Below are 23217 nucleotides of genomic sequence, written 5' to 3'. Positions count from 1 at the left end.
TGTAAAAAAATAATCAGTCAATAATCTTTGTCTTGCGCCTTTCCCTTGGCTTGCCACTTCATAAAACTCTACAAGCAAGCTTTGCTCCTCAATATACAACAAACATGCACACCCGAAGCCATAAAAATGCATGAAAATTCATATGATGATCAGAGAAAATTATTTTCACCTCACTTTTTATCACTGCTCCACCTTCTTTTTCTCTCCCTTTACCAGTACGAGCTTATTCGTACGCTACAGACACCTAAAACGACAGTAAAACCACTAAGGAAACCCTATATTCCGAATAAAAGGCATGCAAAGTATTTTATAAAAAAAGCCGTAAGCCATAATCTATGGTTAACTACAACATATTGATTTATAACAATTAATTATTTTTCACGTTGAATGATAAATCCTAATACCGTAAGATTCTCTCAAGCCTATTTATATTGAAGCAATCAAAAGCGTGTTTCTTGCATGTCACAAGCAGGAAGTATTCGTGTGAAATAAAACGAGTTAAGAACAAACTCTCATAAACGCTCTCAAATAGCCAAGACTGTACAACACTAAAGGCTTGTCAATATAACTGATGGTGTCGGATTGCTCTTTTATTAGGCATAAAGATGATAGCGCTCAACGAAGCTTGCACGATACCATTTATGAATGTCATCATGAAAATGAATATGGGAAGCGTTGAGAGATATTTCTTCAAAAGAAGCGCATAAATTAGTAAAACAAGGATATTCCAGTATTTTATTTTACCTGTAGGGCGTAATATCCTATTCAAAGAGCAACAAAAGCCTGCAGCTGTTATTTTCATGATTTAAGAGATATTGCTCTGGACCTTTTGAAAGTAGCAAAGCCAAATTTAAAAAAGACTGTCATCTGGACTGATTTTCCCCTTTATAACTTCATATTTTTTCCCAATAAGGCTGTAAACCGGTTTCAGAGATTACGCAAATGGATAATGCAATAGGGCTCTCCTCATCTAGCATACAAAAGCTGTAACAGCAGAGAGAGCACTAAAGCGCCTTAATCTTTGTCTCAAACATATTACTGCCATATTGCTGCGTTGAGAATCGCTAAAGAAAAAGTTTTATGAGAAAAACAACACCATAAAGTCATAAATAGACCGAACATAGATTGGAAAGATGTTCTAACTTTTATCCAATATTTCTATCAAAAAACAACAAAACATTATTGGCTTTGTGTTTTCATATCCTTACAAGACTGTCTTTCCTTTGCATTATAGGCGTTACATTTGTGAAAGACAAAGGAAATATATAGATAGTTTTTAACTTGAAAATCTGAAAGATTGACGTGTTACGACAACAAAATTGTGCCTTTATCCATCAAAAGCATTAGAAATTTTGAAACAATACACCTGCTTTCTCGCAATGATTTCTTTTATCTACAATCAATTGCAGTCTCCTTAATATGCATTCCCCATCACAATATACAAGAGAAACGAAACTTAAAGCATTTTCCAGCAGCTTCATTCTCGTTTACGTGATTGGTTAGCACGAAAACTGCTGCTGACCACTAATCTTCTTCACAAGACTCGACAAACAAAACTTTTGTAAAAATATTCATTACATAATACAAAATATCACATGCGTAAGGTTACACGAACCAACTCTCATCATAAACGATGATACGGCATAAATGACATAATAAAACAAATGAGAAAAAAGAAACAATAAACTTTTAAAATAAAAAAGTCATCAATTAAATTTTATCAAACTATAAGCTTAAAATCGCAAGAAATTTTAAAAACAGCCTTTCTCCCTCTTCACGTCTATTATTGCTAAATAGGCTGGTTGCTTATTCTTTACTGCATCTTTTATGATGGGTTTTAACGGATCAGAAAGAAACATGCCGTAAACTTTGGGATGATAATAAAATCCCTCAAATGAACTTTGAAAAAAATGATGCTAAAATCAGATCTTCAGATATTCGATTCTCCCTCTCAACAACGGAAAAAACATATATTCCACGATGTTTTGGAATATATGTTTGTGATTATAATCACTTTAAGTGCTATTTTTACAGCTCTTCTCTCTTTTTCAGATAAGTTTAGGACATATTTTTAAAAGTAAGCAGCTTATCCAACTTTGATAATGGTTGTACTGTCTTTAAAATTTCTTTTGCTTTTTTTTCATCACGATGCATTTGTGCAATCAAAGGCTCAAGCCCATCAAATTTTTCTTGTCCTCGCAAAAACTGGAAAAAAGAAACGGTACAGCTTTCCCCATAAAGGTCATCGTTGAAATCAAACAAATAGGTTTCCAAAAGGGGCGCACCATCCTTAACAACCGTTGGACGACAACCAAAGCTTGCAACACCATCATACAAAACACCGTTCGCACGACGCAAACGTACCGCATAAACACCATGAGCCAAACGAACTTGTGGAGGCAATATTTGATTAGCGGTAGGAAATCCCAAAAGACGTCCAAGTTTTTCACCTTGAATAATATTGGAGCGTACCCGATAGTGATACCCTAACAAATGGGCTGCTTTTTCCACTTTTCCTTGTGAGAGAAGCTGCCGAACAAAACTAGAAGAAATGATCAAAGATTGTGAATCTTGAAAACGAGAAACGCAAGGAACGAGCACAACCTCAAACCCATATTGTTCTCCTCTTTGGCAAAGAAGCTGTGAATTTCCACTTTTCTGATGTCCAAATTGAAAATTTTCCCCTGTCACCACAACTGAAACATCAAAGGCCTGTTTTAAAATAGATTCGATAAATTCGTCCGCTGAAAGAGCAGCAAACTGTGCATCAAAGGGCTGTTCAATCACGCCGTCAAAGCCAAGGGTTTTAAAAATTTCAGCTTTTTCAGCTGCTTCTGTCAAACGATAGACAGGAGCTGAATGTTGAAAAAAACTTCTTGGATGGGGTTCAAAGGTTAAAACAACGGCTGGTTTCTTTTTTATCCGCGCGAAATCAAGCGCTTTTTGCAACACCACCTGATGCCCGCAATGAACACCATCAAAATTTCCAAGTGCCAACACTGCTCCCCGCCAAGCCGAGGGAAACATATGAATCCCCTGAAGACGCAAAAAATTAGTCATTACTGAAGTGCCCACATGATTGCTTGTGGTTTATAACCATGATGTTCAAGAAAAGAATGCAAAGCTTGCTTATCAACCACACCATTTTGCGTATAATCATAATGATGAATCCCCCCCATAATATAAAGGGCATCAAGACCAAAATGAGCCGCCCCCTTAATATCCGTTAAAAGACCATCACCAATAGCTAAAACTCGACTTTTTTCTACTGTTCCCCGTATTCTTTGAAGTTTTTCAAAAGCACATTCATAAATAGGTGCGTGAGGTTTTCCAGCAATGCGTACCTCCCCCCCTAATTGTTGATAAAGACGCGCCAATGCACCAGCGCACCAAAATTCCTTATTTCCATAATGGACAATCACATCTGGGTTCGCACAAATAAAAGGTAAATTCCGCGACCGCATGCGACGAAACATCTCCTCATAAGCAGAGGGTTCTTCATCAAAATCTTCAAGAAAACCGCTACAGACGACAACAGAAGCCTCCCATTCTTCAACAAATTCACACTCTAACCCTTCAAACAGCCTTAAATCATGCTGTGGACCAATGAAAAAAACTTTACGCGGAGCAGTCTGAATGAGATCGCGCGTTACATCCCCAGAAGTGATAATGGCATCATAATAGTCGCTATGAACATTCATGCTTTGTAATTGAGCAGCAACATCTTCCCGTAGCCGAGGGGAATTGGTTAATAAAATGACAGTTTTTCCCATTTGTCGGATTTTATACAACGCCTTCAACGCTGGTTCAAATGCATGTACACCGTTATGCACAACACCCCACACATCACAAAAAACAGCATCATAATGCGCTATAATAGTCTCAATATGGGTAACTTCATTCATGGTGCACCTATCTCTATTTGTCATTTATCAAGCTGTCTTTTACTTCAAAATTACTTATCGGAAGATAATAGTTCTGTCATCTGCTTTCTCAAACCATATTCCAACTTTTTATCGTCTATAGAGATCATAAAAAATCATAAAATAAATTTATCGTTAAGTCATGCAAAATTCTAAAACGCTTTATATCAAAAGCTTATCATTCCCAAATGCTCATTTTTCTCATAAAAATTTTAATTCTAACAACAACGGCATTGATAGAGTTTTTTATCTAAAGTACTCAAATTCTTAACAACGAACAAAAAACGCCTTAAAAAACGCTTCCTTAAGTATATAATAATTTGATTTATAATAATAATTTATTATTTATGCATCATGAAAAAGCCCAATATATTTTCTCATTTCAAATCTGTTTATATTGAATCCATCAAAACTATTCGCTTGCACATTATAAGTGGGGAGCGTACAAATAAAAACACTTGAAAATCAAGGAATAAAAAACTCTTATGCTCCCTTTCAAAGACAAAAACTGTCGTAATATTTTGAACTGGCAGAGAGTATGTGCCATTCGAGCATCTTTTTTTCAGTAAAGATAGGAATATAGCTTTTATCCCATTTACGAACACCGCCATGAAATAGGCTTGGAGCCTTGAGAAATGTTTCTATGAGACAACGCTATCCAGTTCTCTCATGATCATAATCCTCAATCTAACAAAGATGAAACAAACAATATCATTGAAATACAATTTTAGTTGATCATCTAGAATAAAAAATGATAGCAATTGCTTCTATAAAAATGAAAGAAGTCATAATTTGAAACGTACTTTATTGTTGAGAATATGTATTTATTAAAATGCATGACCACGGTCTGTAGAATCAAGCTTTGGCGAAAAAAACATTTCAGTATCTGCTTTTAAGCCATTGACAGTTTTTAGATTCCTTAACAGCTAGTTCTGAAAGAAAGTACTTCTTTCCCTACTCTTCTCTTAATTTTGCATCTTTTTTAAAATCTTCTACGCTATAGTTTTTTTACACCCCACGACGCATAATAGAGCCATGCATCATAAAATATTTTTTTCATTTTACCCCTCTTTAATACCTTATCTGTTAACATCATCCTCCAAATGGGTGTTGAATTTTCATATCGTATAAGAATACAGCCTTACCATCACTTGCTTGCTTTCAAAGTGAACACTCTGAGTAAAATAACGTAAAGAAGAGCTCACAATAGCCATCGTATGAGTTTGTCATAAAATACAATGAGAAGGAAAAAGCCCAAACTGTATACAAATGATGAAATCAGAAGGCGACGAATGCTTTTGTCCAACTGATTTCAAATAGTGACATTGCAATAGGCATCGCCCCTAGCCCTATAGAAAGTCTATGAGCATGCTAATACTTAAGTGTCACGATCATTGCACCACAAAGCCATTACAAAAAAGTATAAGCTCTTTCTACCTATTTGTATGTTGATTATTGTTCCCCATCGAAGGCCTAAATAGAAACGTTTTGTGATATATAGAAAACAATCAGCAATGCAAATCATTTTTACGAAGATTTCTTCGTGTAGAGTCTATTTGAAATACATTCATCATTTGGAAGTCTGAACTTAAAAGCAGATAATTATGAAAGCTTTTCAAGGAACGCACCAGATTGATCACTTTTAAAGAAGTAAAAAACGGGATCCAATCCTAAAAACAAAATTCTGATGAAAAAACTTTTTCTATGAATTCTTTTAAGACATTGTGAAAGATTTTATCCGTTATATCAAACGTTACACCATTTGGAGGTCTGTTTATTTTTTACTTTTATCAACACCGCTTTAGAAATCCGTTTCTTGAGCGTTTTTTATCGTCTCACTTTCTCCTTCAAACACAAATACTCAAAAACTCTTTTGCCACCAACAATGACATTCCCGCCTCTTTTTAAAGCACATCAATAAGAGAAGCTATTTTAAGAGCAAATCTCTCTTCAACATAAATGTATCATCCGTTTACTTCAAAAACGAAAATAATCTCACCGTTTATTCAAATTTGCTTTACGATTTGGTACAATTTTATTGATAAAGTTTTCTCTATAAAAATTTAAGTAAATATGTTCGTTAAAACCAATCATGGACTAGCAAAGGGGTTGTAGGACCCATTATCTCGCCGCCATTTTAAAGGTTCAGTAAAATCACTTGACCAAAGACCAATCTTGTTGCCACGTGCTTTTTCTTCCGCATGATGATACTGGGCTGGAATAGGATTTTTCCCCTCTTTTGAGAGGACCAACATACCTTCTTTAAGACCTTCCTCAGCTAAATCAACCCCTTGAACAAAACATTGCGCATAATAAACACCATTGTGCATCAAAGCCTGTTTACAGGATAAATCCTGCCCAAGTGTTTTGGTGACAAGCCAAGCCGTTGTAACCGCACCACAGGGCCATTCTTGATCATTTAATCTTGCTTTTTGACGGGGTGCACATGTATCCACACCATAAAGATGAATATCACGGGAGATATGTGAGCGCCAAGATTGTGCAGCAGGTGTCAGTAATTTAAATGTAACCCCACTTGTAACAGAAGCCTTACCATGAAAAACAACAGCATTATGTGCAACATCGTTTAATGGAACACTCTTCTGCAAATCGAAAGCTGGTTCATTTTTTTCTAATTGCTGTTTGGTGATAGATCTACCCAACTTTTTTTCTTCTCGGTAAAGATCGACAATATCTTGGATATCTTGCGTCTCAAATGTTTTAAGAATGCTGAAATCTATTTTATCTTTATATTGGCTTAATCCCCACACTATGGAACCCATAATGTAAATAATAACAATTAATTTAAACAGCATTTCTTAACACGCTCGCTCAAAAAATTCATTGTTTTTCTATCCTTTCACATTATTTATCAGCAATCCCCTTGTTTTTAAAGAAAAAATTCAAATATCTGTGTTGCATATTAACTACACTTTGTAAAGAATAATATTCTTTCTTGCATTGTTTCAATATTGTTGTCTTTACCAAGATATACAACTTAAAATTGCCATTTTCATGTAACACAATCCCAATTTGAAAAGACTTCTGTCTCTTTACGAAGAAGAGCTTGAGAGTGAACAGATCCACTATCAAGGCTTTTAAGACAAACAAACGAGGAGAATTAAACTGTTATCAAATGACAACACTCTCCAGTTTCTTAGAGGCAATGGAATGTCGACATATGAACAAATATTATTTGTTAAAGAGAGGTAAAATGACAGATAATAGATTCCAAAACATCATTTTTATCGTGACCATGCTGCTTTTTACAGCAGTGCTTGTATCAGATCCTTCTTATGCTGCTTCTGCTCCTACTGCTAGTGGAGGTGGTCTGGGAAATCTTGATGGTGTTTTAGGCAACATTGTCACAATGATGACGGGACCAACGGCAAGGCTCATTGCAATTATATGTGTTGCTGCTGTGGGGATTGGCTGGATGTACGGCTTTATTGATTTACGCAAAGCAGCTTACTGTGTTCTTGGTATTGCTATTGTTTTTGGTGCCCCTGCTCTCGTCACTAAATTAGCGGGCACAGCATAAATGAACGAAGATACTCTTTTCCTTGCCTGTACGCGCCCGGCCATGTTTGCTGGTGTTACAATGGAAGCGATGGCGCTCAATGTCATGGCGACATCTATTCTTTTCATTTTGACCAGTGATTTTACCATGTTTGGTCTTGGGATTGGGATGCACTTTATTTTGCGAGAAGTGACAAAGTACGATCACAACCAATTTCGTGTATTATTTGCATGGCTCAATACCCGAGGAAAACAAAAAAACCTCAATCGATGGGGAGGAGGTTCGACCTCCCCTTTACGCCTTATCCGCACTTATAAGGAACTAAGCTGAAGGAACGAAACGGGTGAAACAGATGTCCATAATGAAACGGGAAACTTTGCCTGAAGAATATATTCCCTATATACGCTACATCAACCAACATGTCGTTGCTTTAAATTCACGCTGTTTAATGGTTGTGATGGCTGTTGAAGGTATAAATTTCGACACTGCGGATATTGATCAATTAAATTCTTTACACAACCAATTAAACACCCTTTTAAAAAATATCGCAGACGAGCGGCTTGCTTTATATTCTCACATCATCCGCCGCCGTGAAACGATATACCCAGAAGGTCATTTTCTTTCATCTTTTGCAACAACATTAGATGAAAAATATAAAAAGAAAATGGTTTCACAAGAACTGTATAGAAATGATCTATTTATTTCACTGCTTTGGAATCCGGCCGCGGATAAAACAGAAAAGCTGGTTTCATTTTTTCAGCGCTTGAGCAAAGCGAAGAAAACACAAACTGAACCCGATGAGGAAGCTATTCGTAAACTCGAAGAGTTAAGTCAAGATCTTATGCAAGGTTTGGAAGAGTATGAAGTCCGTCTGCTATCCATCTATGAACATGAAGGACTTTTATTTTCCGAACAAAGTGAATTTCTCCACCAGCTAGTGGGAGGAAGACGTGAGCGTATTCCTCTCACATTTGGAACTATAGCTTCAACAATTTACTCGGATCGTGTTATTTTTGGGAAAGAAATTATCGAAATTCGCCATGAAAGCAATGAACGCTTTGTGGGCATGTTTGGATGGAAAGAGTATCCTTCTAAAACACGCCCAGGCATGACTGATGGTCTGCTTACGGTGCCATTTGAATTTATTTTAACACAATCCTTTGTCTTTAAAAGTAAGGCAGCCGCCAGTGCGATTATGAGCCGCAAACAAAATCAAATGATCAATGCGGCTGACCGTGCGAGCTCACAAATCGATGCACTAGATGAAGCGTTAGATGATTTAGAATCAAACCGTTTTGTTTTGGGAGAACACCACATTTCTTTAGCTGTTTTTGCTGATCATCCCAAAATATTGACTGAAAACTTATCAAAAGCTCGGTCCCATTTAACCAATGGGGGAGCGGTGATTGCCAGAGAAGACTTAGGATTAGAAGCAGCATGGTGGGCACAGCTTCCTGGAAACTTTAGCTATCGTGCGCGTTCAGGCGCCATTACCAGCAGAAATTTTGCCGCTTTATCGCCCTTCCATTCTTTCCCTGTTGGCAAACTGAACGATAATGTTTGGGGAGCTGCTGTCGCATTGCTAAAAACACAGGCTGGTTCACCTTACTATTTTAATTTTCATTATGGCGATCTTGGCAACACATTTGTTTGTGGTCCATCAGGATCTGGTAAAACAGTGATTGTTAATTTTCTTCTTGCACAATTACAAAAACACAATCCAACTATGGTTTTTTTTGATAAAGATCAAGGAGCAGAGATTTTTGTACGGGCTGGAGGAGGAAAATACAAACCTTTAAAAAATGGGCAGCCCACGGGGATTGCTCCCTTAAAGGGCATGGAATACACCGAAAAAAATAAAATCTTTCTTCGTAATTGGATCTTAAAGCTGGTAAGCGCTGAAGGGCAAATCGTAACAGAAGAAGAGCGACAAGATATCGCCAAAGCTATTGATTCCTTGGAAAACTTACCCCCAACCCAGCGCTCTCTTGGTGCCCTTCAACTGTTTTTTGACAACACATCCAAAGAAGGGATTGCCATACGGCTGCAACGCTGGATTAGAGGCAATGATTTAGGATGGGTTTTTGATAATGAGCAAGATGATCTCAATTTAAATGCGCAGTTCATTGGCTATGACATGACCGATTTCTTAGATAATGAAGAAATTCGGCGCCCCTTAATGATGTATCTCTTTCACCGCATTCTTGATTTGATTGATGGGCGGCGCATCATTATCGTCGTTGATGAATTCTGGAAAGCTTTAGAAGATGATTCATTCAAAGCTTTTGCGCAAGATCGGTTAAAAACAATCCGTAAACAAAATGGCATGATGCTCTTTGCAACACAAAGCCCTAAAGATGCTTTGAACTCAACAATCGCACACACAATTATTGAGCAATGCCCCACCCAAATATTTTTTCCAAATCAAAAAGCAAATTACAATGATTATGTCGAAGCTTTCAAACTTACTGAGCGTGAATTTGAACTAATACAGTCAGAGTTAAGCAGAGAATCCCGTCGTTTTCTCATCAAACAAGGGCAAAATTCCGTCGTTGCAGAACTTAACTTACGTGGAATGAATGATGAGATCGCCGTTTTAAGTGGCACCACAAAAAACATTGAACTCATGAATGAAATTATCAACGAATATGGAGCTGACCCTGAAAAATGGCTGCCCATATTTTATCAAAGGAGAAAAAATCAATGAAAAAATATGGCTTAGTTACACTGTTATCTTTTTCTTTTATTTCTCATGCAATAGCGCAAACAGCACCCGATGTAGATGAATATTATAAACAAGCACTCGAAAACACACAAAAATTAGATGCTGCAAAATCAGAAACAGCTGAAAGCATTTATAAAAATGCAACTGAAACTGCAAAAAAAATTAAAGACATAAGTCAAAAATTTGAAAATATTCAATCAAAAAAAGACACTAAACCTGAAGAATTGCAAGCCCTTCGACAAGAGATTCAAGTACAGCTTTCTCTTCTTCAAGCAGGTCTTCAAGTGAATTCTTTAAAACTTCAGTCTCTTGATATGATTCAAGCAAGAGATACGAAAACAAAAGATGAATTACGTGAAGAAAAGGAACAACAAAAGCATAAATATCTTGAGGCACAATTAAAAGAAAAAGAAAAACAATTAAAAGAAAAACTTGAAAGTACGCGTACAGATGTCAGACTTTAGTTTTTCTCCCTTTGAAAGCGTTTCTGGGTATATTTTAAAACCCCTTGATAATGTGATGGACACGACGGTGAGTGGGCTGTCTTCTGCTATTTCAGCGCCCTTAAATCTCGCCGCAATCATTTTTATCTTTCTTTATGGCTATAATGTTATGACAGGTCGCGTTGCGCTTTCCATGCATAGTCTTCTCAATAATGTTGTTAAAATTGTTGTTGTTACAACAATGGCAACGAATGCGGATACATTTAATACTTATGTTAAGGATATTTTCTTCAATGATTTATCCAATGCTATTGGGAATGCGCTTAACAGCAATCCTGCAAGCTCCAATGTTTTTGATTATATTTTGTTAAAGGCAAGTTCGCGCTATCAAGAAGTCTTATACAATGCTTGGTTTTTTGAAAAGATCGTTGTGGGTCTTCTTGGTTCTATTATGCTTCTTGCCGTTATTCTTTTTTGTATAGGTGGTTTTATTGTGCAAATGTTTGCACAAGTTGCACTGGTCATGATTATAGGTCTTGGGCCTCTCTTCATTAGTTTGTATTTGTTCAATGCAACGCGAAAATACACCGAGGCATGGATTACAACTTTGATCAATTTTACCATTTTACAAGTTCTCGTAATCATGCTTGGAACCATTATATGCCAAGTTATCCTGCAGGTTCTCAAAGTTTCATATGAATCAATTTATGTTCTTTTTCCCCCTGTCATCGTCATTTCGATCATAGGAGTTATTATCTTCCGTGCACTTCCTGGTATTGCAACAGCGCTGGCCTCTGGCGGACCATACTTTAACGCTGGTGTCTCTTCAGGAGGACAGATTTTCACAATGCTTTCCAATGGTGCAAGAACAAGTGGTAATGCAGTAAAAAGTGCTGCTTTCCAATTCTCAGGTATTGCCGGTAACGCTGTTAAAAATGCGGCAAGCGCGGCAGCAAAAGCAGGAAGATCCGGAGGCGGTCGTGGTCGATTTTAAGATAAAGCACTTCTTTAAAAGAATAAGTATTTTTGTTTTTGCCTTGTGTGCGCCCTTTGGCGCATACGCCATGATGCTGTTCCATAAAAGATTTAACATCTTGGGTTTTACAACAAAACCAATCAAAGTCTTGCATCACATAAACTTGTAAAAATGTTCAGAATAAAAGCTCTCATGCATTGTATTCCAAGATATTTGTGAGTTCAAAAAATGAAACGAAAAATAACTTTTGTTATGGTCCTAACAATCGCTCTTACTGGTTGTGCCTCTTTGAGTGGCCCTAAAAAACCACCACGCTGTAATGGCAAACATACACGTGCTTTAAATAAAGATAAGTGGAATTGGGACAATAAAAACATTGTTCAGCCAGAAAAGAGTGTAAAGCCTATTACCACTCCCATCATTCTCAATACTTTGGAAAGTGAAAAGGTAACAGCCAATTCAGCTTCATTAAATCCGGTTATTCATGAAGCACGATCTGATAAAACTGTGGAGGTTATTCGTGAAAAGTGATGCCCTTGAAGAATATATAAAAGAAGCGCGCTCATTTGACATTGATCGCATGCATAGCATGCGCGTGCGGATGAAAATTTCCATGGCTTTAACAGTGCTTTTGGGATTGATGACGATTGCGCTGGCTTTAGCTGTCGCAGCTTTGACGCCTTTGAAAACGGTAGAGCCTTTTGTTATCCGCGTTGATAACTCAACAGGCATTATTGACACTGTAAGCGCCCTAAAAGAATCCCCTAACGACTATGATGAAGCGATAACGCGTTATTTTGCCAGCCAATATGTTCGTGCTCGTGAAGGTTTTCAAACATCAGAAGCAGAAAACAATTTTCGCTTAGTCTCTCTTTTATCTTCTCCAAAAGAACAAAACCGTTTTGCAAAATGGTACGCGGGCAATAATCCAGAAAGTCCGCAAAATATTTATCATAACACGATTGCTACGGTCACAATCAAATCAATCTCTTTTATCAGCAAAGATCTTATCCAAGTTCGTTACTATAAAACGGTCAGAGATTTGAATGAAAAGGAAAATATTTCCCATTGGATTTCAATCTTAAATTTTTCCTATGTGAACGCACACATTTCAACGTCTGATCGTCTTATCAACCCTCTTGGTTTTCAAGTATCGGAATATAGATCTGATCCAGAGGTAACAAAATGATCAGACTTTTACAAACAATCTCTTTAATTTTTACGATCACTTTCAGCTTTCATACAGTTCTCTCACTTGCAGAAACAGCGCCTGTCAGTGCACGTAAAGATAACCGCATCAGATTTGTCAATTATGACCCCTACAACGTCGTACAAATCATTGGCTCCATTCGCTCTTCGGTCCAAGTAGAATTTGCCGTTGATGAAGAAGTAACCTATGTAGGCATTGGAAATTCGGTTGCTTGGCAAGTTGCACCGGCTGGACACTTTGTTTTTCTCAAACCGCGGGAAGTTCAACCTGTAACCAATTTACAAATTGTTACAAGTCGCCAAGATGGAACACAACGCTCTTATCAGTTCGAACTACAAGTGCGTGAAGGCGATGTTTCAGCCGGCAATGAGACGTATTTCTTGGTAAAGTTTCGTTATCCAGAAGATGAAGCCTTGCGTAAGAAATTAGCCGAAGCAGAAAAAGAAAAACAACGTGAAGAAAACTTTGTCAATGATATTTTAAATATCCATGAAGATTTTGGACCACGCAATTGGGCTTATGAAGCTCAAGGCTCATCTCTTATTGAACCCGCTTCTGTTTATGATAATGGGAAAACAACAACCTTTACCTTTTTAGGCAACATTGAAATCCCTGCCATTTACATTGTATCGCCTGATGGGCAAGAAGCGCTTATTCCCAAATCGATTAAAGGCAACAAGGTTATTGTTCATGCAACAGCAGCACAATTCACGCTACGACGTGGGAATGAAGTATTGTGCATCTTTAATAAAAGGTTCGTACCAGAAGGAATTAACCCTGAAACAGGTACGACATCACCATCTGTACAACGTAAAGTGAACCTAGGAAGCAGCCATGAATAACACCGTGGATGAAAAAAGCATTAATGATCGTGATACAATAAAAAATGCTCAAGGGAAAAGTCAACAGAACAATGTGGGGAAAGCTATTGCTCTTATTATTCTTTTCAGTGTTTGTCTTTATTTAGCCTATTCAACACTTGTTACAGACAAAAAACAACCCATTGAATCTTCAAAAGAAGGAAAAGTTATAAAACAAACAGAGCTTTTTCGCCCTGCAAAGCCTACCCCTCCCTCCCTTGAACAGCCTCAACGAAATAACGCTCTATTACCAAAAGTCGAGCTACCAACACCAAACATCAATCAATTAAATTCTGATAACTCACTGCTGGAAGCAGCACAACGTGCTCCTGTATTAGCTTATGCAAATACCCAACAAGGCAAAATAGATTCACAAACAAATAACGGTGTTTTGCCTCACCAACTTGAAAGCAAGCCTGATGAAACAATACAACGTTTTAATCATCTTCTCAAACCTACAGTGCTTGAAGGTATTCGTGCTTCAACCCTTGGAAATCGAAACTACATCATCGCGATGGGCACTTCTATCCCTTGTATTTTAGAAACAGCCATCAACAGTGATCAACAAGGTTTTGCCAGTTGTATCGTCTCCAGAGATATCTTATCAGACAATGGTCGTGTTGTGCTTCTTGATAAAGGCACCCAAATTGTTGGTGAATATCGCTCCGGATTGAAAAAAGGCCAAACACGTCTCTTTGTGCTATGGAATAGAGCAAAAACCCCCAATGGTATCATTATATCGTTAGCTTCACCTGCAACGGATGCTTTAGGACGTTCTGGTATGGATGGAGATATTGATAACCATTGGCTCGAGAGGATTGGATCTGCGCTTCTTGTCTCTCTGATAAAAGATGCAACACACTATGCCAATAAACGTTTAGCAAAAAAACAAGAAAAAGAAGAAACTGAAACAATCTCTTCAGGACAAGACATTGCAAATATTCTCGTAGAAAATTACGCCAATATTTCTCCCACATTATCCAAAAATCAAGGGGAAATGGTGAATATCTTTGTTGCCCGCGATTTAGATTTTTCCAGCGTTTATAAATTGAAAGTCATCGAAAACAAAAAACAGATTATCAATCGAGCTGTTTCAAGAAACTTTTACAAAAATTCGGCGGTAACTTTAGAATGAACTCAAACTTACATACCATGTGCGATGAAACCGTTGCGATTGTTCTCACAAAACTTGAACCCATCAATGCTTTTTTGAAAGATGATCGTCTTTTTGAAATTGTTATCAATCGTCCCTATCAAGTCATGACTGAAGGATTTGATGGATGGAAAACAATAGAAGCACCGGCTCTCTCTTTTAATGAGCTTATGGGGATTGCGAAAGTTGTCGCATCCTATTCCAAGCAAAACATATCAGACAAAAACCCAATATTGTCTGCAACGCTACCAGGCAATGAGCGCATTCAAATTGTCATTCCGCCCGCTGTCGAAAAAGACACGATTAGTATGACAATTCGCAAACCATCATCGCGGAGTTTTTCTCTCGAAGAGCTCGCAAATAAGGGTCTCTTCTCGCTCTGTGAACGGGTATCTTTCACGCCCTTGCATGACTATCATTCTCGTTTTAACGAGCTCAAAATCATCGAGCATAACTTAGCTCTTGCCTACTGTAATAAAGACTTTGTCTCCTTTTTAAATCAAGCTGTAGCATGCCAGAAAAATATTTTAATTGCGGGAAAAACAGGTTCGGGGAAAACCACATTATCAAAAGCATTAATTGCCAAAATTCCTCAAGAAGAGCGTATTATCACCATTGAAGACACGCAAGAATTGGTGATACCACACCCTAACCATGTCTCAATGTTCTATTCAAAAGATGGACAAGGCTTAGCCTCCGTTGGCCCCAAAGAGTTGCTTGAATCATCTTTACGGATGCGTCCTGATCGTATTCTTTTGCAAGAACTTCGAGATGGTACAGCCTTTTATTATATCCGCAATGTCAATTCAGGCCATCCAGGTTCCATTACGACGGTTCACGCATCAACAGCACTTGCAGCCTTTGAGCAGATGACCCTTTTGGTCAAAGAAAGTGAAGGCGGTGGTGATTTAGAGCGTGATGATATTCGAGGACTATTGATTTCAATGATTGATATCATCATCCAATGCAAACGGATTGAAGGAAAATTTAAGGTCACAGAAATTTATTACGATCCCTTCAAACAACGAAACATCTTTGGAGGTGAGTAAAAGAAAATCACACCGGCTACCCAAAGCTCTTTTAAAGCAACGCTTGCACATAAAAGGAAAAATGCATGAAAACCAACACAACGGAAAATAGAGAAAATCTTTTATCGATGACAGAGGAAGAATTAAAAAAACGCCGTGAAGCCGTTGAAGCAGCCATCAGCACCCATGCGATAGAGGGAATAGCGCTTCATCCTACAACACTCAAAATTTTAGAAGAATACGCAAAGGGAAATATTTCACTCGAGGAATTTAACACTCTTATGGACAACGTAAAATTATAAGGAAGCTACAATGCCAAAAGCAAAATTTAAAAAAACAGATGTGACATCCACAGTGCCTTCCCCTGAACATTATATGTATCCTAAAAGCAAAACATTAAAAAATAAATATGGAATAACAAACCTTGACGCTTTTACGGCAAGATGTGCGCACGATTCAGCAAAAGCGATGATTAATCTGCGTGAAGCCCCCTTACCAGAAAAGTTTGATAGCTCCTATCTATGCCTTATTCATCAACGTCTATTTGAAAATACCTTTGAATGGGCTGGACAAACCCGCAATGTTCCCTTTACATTTGAAGATGGTACCATTGCCGTCGCGCCAGTAATGAAAAAAATAACAAGTTTTGCAGTCGGTAGCGAATTACAAGAAGGTTTACAAAAATTAGATCAAACGCTTGCCGAAAAAAATAATTTGCAGGATTTATCATGCAAAGAATTTGCTCATGAAGCAGCCAAAATATTTGCCTCTCTCAACTATACTCACCCCTTTAGAGAAGGCAACGGACGTACACAACGGATCTTTTTTGAAAATCTTGCCAAAGCCGCAGGGCATCAGCTTGATTTTTCACTGGTTACAAAAGAACGCATGTTGGTTGCTAGTGTTGCAGCAATACAAAATGACAATCTAGAACCAATGCAACACCTGTTTGAGGATATCTCCAATCCCAATAAAATACTTCTTTTAAAGGAATTCATGAGCAGCATGAAAGAACTTGGGCGCAATGTGAATGATCGCCCTGTTATGGTCACAAAGGAAGGTGAAACCTACACGGGCACCTATAGAGGTGCTGGTCTTAACAGCTTTGCCTGCAATGTAAAAGGAGCTTACATTATCGGCAATAAAGAACATCTCACACCAGAACAACTCAAAACATTAAAACCCGGTGATAAATTTACCTTTACCGTTCCCAAAACAAAAGAGCTTGAAAGCATTCTCATTCCAGAAGAGAGATTAGCCCCTTTGACAAAAAATGAAACGGCCCAAATGGTTGCAGAAGATTCTTGTGTCCACGTAAGCCTAAAACAGGTCCAGAAACTGTCAAAAATTGTTTATGGTAGTACAAAAACATTAGACAAACAGATGGTAGAAATCATCAAAAATCCAAGCTTAGGCCAACAGCTCGCCAACAAGATTGAAAGGGCACCGCACTCTATTTCTCGTCTTGCAGGTTTCAGTTTATGTGGACTACAAAATCAGGCACGTGCAAACGCTAAAAATCATCTTGAGATGCTTTGTACTGCCGTTGCAAATTTCACGTATGCTGTAAAATATGCTGAAAAGGAAATTACGCAAGAACATGCAACAGAACAAAATCGTCGTGCACAAACGGTAGAAATGCCAAATCAAAGCTTGCAAGACCTCTTCGCCTTGCCAAAAGAATTACAACAAGAAGCTTTAGCAAAAAATCCTTTATGTCAAAAAGAGCTCAGCAACTTTGTAAAAAAGATCAACACCCGTCTCTCACCAAATGAACATCAAGCAGTTCAAAATAATGATTATGAAACATTGGCTCAAAGCATTGGTGTATCAGAAAATAAAGCCAAACAAATTACACAAATTATTAAGCAAACCAAAGAAGTACACCAGCAAGCACAAGTATGCATAACGCACCGTTCCAAAGCATTCGCTATGGCCTGCTAAGAATGGATAAAACCTTCCTCCTTGATGAGAAGGGCTCATAAACGGAAACTATTTGGTGTTATCTGCACCTTTGAAAAAGAGATGAGAGTTCATATCACACACCTGAAAAAGAGCATTTCGTAACATATTCTGACAGAATTGAAAGTAAAATACAATGAAATATACCAAAACACAAATGGTACTTATTTTAATACCGATCGCTTTAGGTGCTTTAACGATATTCCTTGTCCCTCATTTTTTATTGTTTATAACAAATGGACTAAAGAGCGATCAAATTTATTGGACTCTTCGTTCTGAGCCTTTATTAGTCTTAGCACTAATGGCTGTTGTTTTATTGTTGTATAGTCTCTCGCAAAAACTGCACCTGCGTAAAATGATCACTTTTGTCTCGGTTGTCTTTTTTGGAACAACCGCTCTTTATTATATTGGTGGTGAAATAAAACGTTTAAGTCCCTATGTTGGCCAACAAGGAATAACGTGGAGCTATGCTCTTCAATTCATGGACCCCATGGTTGTCTTTGGCATCATCATTGGTGTTTTTTTTTCCATCATTCAATTCGTAACAACCCTTCCCCCTAAAAGTAAGATCAAGCGTGCAAAAAAAGGTATTTTTGGTGAGGCCGCTTGGATGAATTTAAGAGATGCAGCAAAAATCTTTCCTGCCAATGGGCAAATTGTTGTGGGTGAAAGATACCGTGTTGATCAAGATAATGTATGCAAAATTCCCTTTGCACCTGGCAATAAAACAACATGGGGAAAGGGTGGAACAGCTCCTTTGCTAACCTTTAATCTTGATTTTGGTTCAACTCATATGATCTTTTTTGCTGGTTCTGGTGGCTATAAAACAACCAGTACAGTAGTTCCTACGTGTTTAACTTATCCAGGGTCTATTATTTGTCTTGATCCTTCAACAGAAGTTGCCCCAATGGTCAAATTTGCGCGTCAAAAGATGGGGAATAGAAATGTCATTGTTCTCGATCCCAATTCATTGTTAACAAAAAATTTTAATGTCATCGATTGGCTTTTAGACGACAGCGTACCACGCACACAACGTGAAGCGAATATTGTAAGCTTTTCCAAGTTGCTTCTTACAGATAAAAAATCAGACAATTCTTCAGCGGAATATTTCTCGACACAAGCCCATAATCTATTAACAGCTCTTCTTGCCCATGTTGTATTTTCTGATGAATATGAAGACAGCGAGCGCAATTTAAAAACATTGCGTGGTATTCTCTCTCAATCAGAAACAGCTGTTGTTAATCAATTACGCATGATTCAAGAAACAACACTTTCTCCTTTTATTCGTGAAATGGTTGGTATTTTTACAGAAATGGCAGAGCAAACCTTTTCAGGGGTTTATACCACCGCCTCAAAAGACACCCAATGGCTTTCTTTATCCAATTACGCAGATCTTGTCTGCGGAGATGACTTTCTTTCTTCAGATATTACCAATGGCAATACAGATGTTTTTCTCAATCTCCCCGCAAGCATTTTAAACAGTTATCCAGCTATTGGACGTGTGATTATTGGTGCCTTTCTCAATGCCATGATTACAGCAGACGGTAACTATAAAAAGCGTGTTTTATTTGTCTTAGATGAAGTTGATCTTTTAGGCTATATGAATATTTTAGAAGAAGCCCGCGACCGTGGACGTAAATACGGCACATCCTTGATGCTCTTCTATCAATCCTCAGGTCAGTTGGTCAACCACTTTGGAGAAGCAGGAGCACGTTCATGGTTTGAAAGTTGTTCCTTTGTCAGCTATGCTGCCATTAAAGATCTCCAAACTGCCAAAGACATTTCAGAACGCTGTGGTCAAATGACCGTTGAAGTAACCGGAACGAATAAATCAAGAGGTTTATCTTTAGGAAAGAGTTCTTACAACGTCAACTACCAACAAAGAGCTCTCATTTTACCCCACGAGATTATTCAAGAAATGCGTCAAGATGAACAAATTATTCTTATGCAAGGACAACCCCCTTTGCGATGTGGCCGCGCCATCTATTTCAGAAGAAAAGAAATGTTAGCTGCCGCTGCAAAAAACCGCTTTGCCCCACAAAAGAAAACCTAATTTCCTATTATGAGATCTTGACTATGAAAAGACCAACCACAAAAACAACATACATTTCTATTTTTAAAAAATCCGTTAACGAAAAGTTTTTGACCGCTTCCTCACACACATAAGGAAAACATGATAAAAAATCCGTGTTTTTTCCTTTTTGTATTTTGTGTATCGTTTTATCAGTACCCATTGTCTTTACAAGAAAACTGCCTCCTCCTCAAATCACCTATAACTAAACCAACATTTCCACTTGAGAACGTTCTACAAATACATTCCTACAAAGCTTTTTGTTTATAATTTATCCCCTACAAACAACCAAAAACATTTCACAACGCTAATCACCAATATCAAGACTTAAGAAAAAAACGGTTGATCTTTGAGACAACAACTCTCAAAATACCTACACTCAAGAACATCGCTTTTTTCCCAAAAAAATTAAGATATACATCAAAATGAATAAATCATTCTTATACAAGCTTTCCCCCTTTACGATATCATAAAGTGTTCTATTTTAATGATAAAGCACTGAAAAAAGCTTTTTTTCCAACCAAAGAAAGAGTTTTCTCTCTTATGAAGCTTAAAGCAGCGCGATGTAATAAGAGCAACAATACAAAGTAAAAAACATTTTGTTGCAAAAGTACACAAAAAAGATGTTCGTATGGAGCAATAAGAAAAACGTAACGGAGAAAAATTTTTGATGACTGCTTTTGCCCATAGATTCACCGATCTGAGTACTGTGTATGAAAAGTACCAGCACCATCCGCTAACCAAGAGCGATCACACCCGCGATATCCACGCCCCTCATCAAAGCGCTCTTGCAAACAACTTTGTTAAAGGAAAAAAACAACAATTTTAAGCAACATTTTTCTTTTTGACCTTTTTCTTACACCTTAAAGGACGAAGATTTTGCCCGAAGTCAATTTGTAGAAAATCCATTTTCTGACTGCTTATAGGATTCATATCAGCGCCCTAAATACCGGCATTTTACAGCACAAGAAAATAAATAAAGGAAACATCAGAAAAGCTTTTCAAAAGCATCACAAAATGATTGATACACCCCATACACTTGAGGGAAAAGTGCTCCCTCTCATAACACCCAAAATCTCAAAAGAATACGCGAAGGGGAATTTTTCACATGGCAGCGTTTAAGACGCTCATCAACCACCACCCTACCTACTTAGGAGAGATTACATGTTAGAACAAAATTATCTATATAAAGGAACCAAAACACTCAAAAATAAATATGGCATCAAAGACCCTAAAAAACTGTATCAACGCTGTGCTCATGATACAGCCAGAGAAGCCGTAAATTTTCGCCATGAACCACCCCCACAAAAATTTGATGCTTCCTATCTAAAACTAATCCACTGGAGCCTCTTCTACAAAAGTTTTGAATGGGCGGGCCACACCCGCGATACATCCTTTACATTTGAAGATGGCACCACTGCCCATATGCCAGCGATGCGTCCCAAAGGTTATGAAGTTCCTTTTGCTATCGGTCCACAGATTAAAAAAGAACTCACACAACTCGAAAAAAAACTTAATGAAAAGAACAATTTAAAATGTTTATCGCGCCAAGAATTTGCTGAAAGTGCCGCTGAAGTTTTTATGGCGCTCGAGCACGCACATCCTTTTAGAAAAGGGAATGGGCGCGTCAATCGAATGTTTATGGAAAAACTTGGACAAGCCGCAGGACATACCATTGACTTTTCTTTCATCACAAAGGGACGCATGACAACAGCTTGTATTGAAGCCATGCAATATAGCAACCCCCAACCGATGAAAGATCTTTTTGAAGATATCACCCATCCGCAAAAATCCCTTGTTTTAAATGAATTCATCTCCCAAATGAGAAACGCTGGACTGGATGAAATTAACGATCGTATTGTTGTTGCCGCAAAGGAAGATGTATCCTATGAAGGCGTCTTTAGAGGTTTTTCAGCAGAAGGTTTTGTCATGGAAGTAGAAGGGGCTTTTGTCGTTGGCCATAAAGATGATCTTTCCCCAGAACACGTCAAAACATTACAAAACGGTACTCGCCTCTGCTTTCAAAAAACCAACGTTCAAAATGTAAAAGAAATATTGATCCCAAAAGAAACATTAGAACCTCTCACCCGTGAAGAGTTATTCACAAAGATTTCAAATGACGCTTATGTTGAAGCATGCCGAAAAGAAATCAAAAATTTATCAAAGACTGTTTATGGTAAAATCCACGCCTTAAATACAAAAATGGATATCTTAACGGCTGATCCAAGCTTAGGAAATCAATTTGCTGATGAAATTTTACAAAACCCTCAATCAATTTCTAAACTTGCAGGGAGAAAAATACTTGACATGAAAAGCCCAAATCGCAGACTGGCGGAACAAACTGCTCCGCAACTCAGCCAAGCCCTTAAAAATTATGCCACAATAACACAACAAATAAAAGAAGAAATTTTAGAACACCACCAAAGAGAACAAAATCGCCTGAGTCACGCTGTCGAAACACCTGGAAAAAATTTACAAAACCTTTTTGCCTTACCAAGAGAACAACAAAAGGAAGCTTTATTGCATTCTCCAACATTACGACAAGAGCTCCATCACTTTTCGCGCCAACTAAACAATCGTCTATCCTCAGAAGAGCGTAAAGCCATACAAGAAAAAGATCATACCAGACTGGCGTGCCTCCTTGGGACATCGGAAAGCAAAGCAAAAGAAATTACGAATGCTGTAAAGAACACCCAAGAAGCACAATGTCAAGTCCGCAGCTTGAAAGTTAGTCGCTCTTCATCGCTTGCTCTTACTGGCTAAAAACGCGTGAACTTTTGCCTTCCAACTAACTCTTAGCGCCAATCATTTTATCTCCAGCGCGCCCACTAATTGTTTTAAAATATTACAAAAGATAATCCTAAAAATGAATCCTGTAATTTACTATAACTTATTGATAAAATTTCATAAAAAAACTGTATAAAAGACATAAATGTCCATTACATATAAACATGAATAGCGCGAAATCTTTGGAGATCATTTAATTTGATATCTTACCTTATCCTAAAGTTGTTATCAAAAAATGGGGAATGCGCCAAAGAGGTTTTCTAAAAATATTGAAAGGAAACAGCCATGAAAAAAAGTCACCCACAACCAGCCCCCCAGAACCCACAATCCCAGAGCCAAGACCCCCTCTACGCAAAGGTTAATAAACCACCCAAAGAACAACGCAACCAACAACACTATACACTTCAACAACCACCAGAAACGGTCTTTGCTCCCCAAAAACCACTTGACCAACAAAACCTAGGAGCTCCTAATGTAGAAGACCTCTACGCAAAGGTTAATAAACCACCCAAAGAACAACGCAACCAACAACACTATACACTTCAACAACCACCAGAAA

Annotated in this window: 17 protein-coding genes and 1 pseudogene; 15 read left to right on the top strand and 3 right to left on the bottom strand. The window is 37.8% G+C overall.

Features of this window, described 5'->3' with window-relative positions; translation table 11 throughout:
- Positions 1–2058 precede the first annotated feature (2058 nt).
- The 3 genes from ACFIJL_RS06880 to ACFIJL_RS06870 all read right to left on the bottom strand — a co-directional run bounded on the left by ACFIJL_RS06880 (position 2059) and on the right by ACFIJL_RS06870 (position 6739).
- Positions 2059–3060, bottom strand: a complete 1002-nt coding sequence (locus ACFIJL_RS06880; RefSeq protein WP_375623747.1) for a bifunctional riboflavin kinase/FAD synthetase — start codon at positions 3058–3060, stop codon at positions 2059–2061.
- Positions 3060–3905: a TIGR01459 family HAD-type hydrolase gene (locus ACFIJL_RS06875; RefSeq protein ID WP_375623745.1), complete on the bottom strand. Its 846-nt coding sequence runs from the start codon at positions 3903–3905 to the stop codon at positions 3060–3062. Before ACFIJL_RS06875 ends, ACFIJL_RS06880 begins: the two co-directional genes overlap by 1 nt.
- 2108 nt (positions 3906–6013) lie before the next feature.
- Entirely contained in the window at positions 6014–6739 is a 726-nt protein-coding gene (locus ACFIJL_RS06870) for a hypothetical protein (RefSeq protein ID WP_375623743.1), read from the bottom strand.
- Positions 6740–7137: 398 nt separating this feature from the next.
- Here ACFIJL_RS06870 and ACFIJL_RS06865 point away from each other — a divergent pair, with 398 nt between their 5' ends.
- The 15 genes and pseudogenes from ACFIJL_RS06865 to ACFIJL_RS06795 form a co-directional block, all read left to right on the top strand.
- A complete protein-coding gene (locus ACFIJL_RS06865; protein WP_375623741.1) occupies positions 7138–7464 on the top strand; it encodes a TrbC/VirB2 family protein in 327 nt (108 codons plus the stop codon).
- On the top strand, positions 7465–7773 hold the full coding sequence (locus tag ACFIJL_RS06860) for a type IV secretion system protein VirB3 (protein WP_212112790.1): 309 nt from the start codon (positions 7465–7467) through the stop codon (positions 7771–7773).
- A 22-nt stretch (positions 7774–7795) separates the two neighbouring features.
- Positions 7796–10150 (top strand): VirB4 family type IV secretion/conjugal transfer ATPase, encoded by a 2355-nt coding sequence (locus ACFIJL_RS06855; protein ID WP_375623739.1) that lies wholly within the window; start codon positions 7796–7798, stop codon positions 10148–10150.
- Positions 10147–10632 carry a type IV secretion system protein VirB5 gene (locus ACFIJL_RS06850; protein WP_375623737.1) on the top strand — a complete coding sequence of 162 codons (486 nt, stop codon included), beginning with the start codon at positions 10147–10149 and terminating at the stop codon, positions 10630–10632. Before ACFIJL_RS06855 ends, ACFIJL_RS06850 begins: the two co-directional genes overlap by 4 nt.
- On the top strand, positions 10619–11605 hold the full coding sequence (locus ACFIJL_RS06845) for a type IV secretion system protein (RefSeq protein WP_375623756.1): 987 nt from the start codon (positions 10619–10621) through the stop codon (positions 11603–11605). The genes ACFIJL_RS06850 and ACFIJL_RS06845 overlap by 14 nt, the downstream gene beginning before the upstream one ends.
- A 210-nt stretch (positions 11606–11815) precedes the next feature.
- Positions 11816–12118 carry a type IV secretion system protein VirB7 gene (locus tag ACFIJL_RS06840; RefSeq protein WP_375623735.1) on the top strand — a complete coding sequence of 101 codons (303 nt, stop codon included), beginning with the start codon at positions 11816–11818 and terminating at the stop codon, positions 12116–12118.
- A complete protein-coding gene (locus ACFIJL_RS06835; RefSeq protein ID WP_375623733.1) occupies positions 12072–12776 on the top strand; it encodes a virB8 family protein in 705 nt (234 codons plus the stop codon). The genes ACFIJL_RS06840 and ACFIJL_RS06835 overlap by 47 nt, the downstream gene beginning before the upstream one ends.
- Complete coding sequence (gene virB9 / locus ACFIJL_RS06830) at positions 12773–13639, top strand: P-type conjugative transfer protein VirB9 (protein ID WP_375623731.1); 867 nt, start codon at positions 12773–12775, stop codon at positions 13637–13639. The genes ACFIJL_RS06835 and virB9 overlap by 4 nt, the downstream gene beginning before the upstream one ends.
- Positions 13632–14792: a type IV secretion system protein VirB10 gene (gene virB10, locus ACFIJL_RS06825; protein ID WP_375623729.1), complete on the top strand. Its 1161-nt coding sequence runs from the start codon at positions 13632–13634 to the stop codon at positions 14790–14792. The genes virB9 and virB10 overlap by 8 nt, the downstream gene beginning before the upstream one ends.
- Complete coding sequence (virB11, locus tag ACFIJL_RS06820) at positions 14789–15859, top strand: P-type DNA transfer ATPase VirB11 (RefSeq protein WP_375623727.1); 1071 nt, start codon at positions 14789–14791, stop codon at positions 15857–15859. The genes virB10 and virB11 overlap by 4 nt, the downstream gene beginning before the upstream one ends.
- 65 nt (positions 15860–15924) lie before the next feature.
- Positions 15925–16140: an antitoxin VbhA family protein gene (locus ACFIJL_RS06815; RefSeq protein ID WP_375623725.1), complete on the top strand. Its 216-nt coding sequence runs from the start codon at positions 15925–15927 to the stop codon at positions 16138–16140.
- A gap of 10 nt (positions 16141–16150) precedes the next feature.
- The gene (locus ACFIJL_RS06810) at positions 16151–17782 is read left to right on the top strand and encodes a BID domain-containing T4SS effector (RefSeq protein WP_375623723.1); all 1632 of its coding nucleotides are present in this window, start codon (positions 16151–16153) and stop codon (positions 17780–17782) included.
- A gap of 154 nt (positions 17783–17936) precedes the next feature.
- A complete protein-coding gene (traG, locus tag ACFIJL_RS06805) occupies positions 17937–19853 on the top strand; it encodes a Ti-type conjugative transfer system protein TraG (RefSeq protein WP_375623721.1) in 1917 nt (638 codons plus the stop codon).
- Positions 19854–21035: 1182 nt separating this feature from the next.
- Complete coding sequence (locus ACFIJL_RS06800) at positions 21036–22634, top strand: BID domain-containing T4SS effector (RefSeq protein ID WP_375623719.1); 1599 nt, start codon at positions 21036–21038, stop codon at positions 22632–22634.
- A 309-nt stretch (positions 22635–22943) separates the two neighbouring features.
- Positions 22944–23217, top strand: a pseudogene (locus ACFIJL_RS06795) (BepD protein); the annotation flags it as partial.

Source organism: Bartonella sp. TT119HLJHH (assembly GCF_042193385.1).
Taxonomy (GTDB): domain Bacteria; phylum Pseudomonadota; class Alphaproteobacteria; order Rhizobiales; family Rhizobiaceae; genus Bartonella.
Note: the sequence above shows the minus strand (reverse complement) of the source record. Positions and strands in the feature narration are given on the sequence as shown.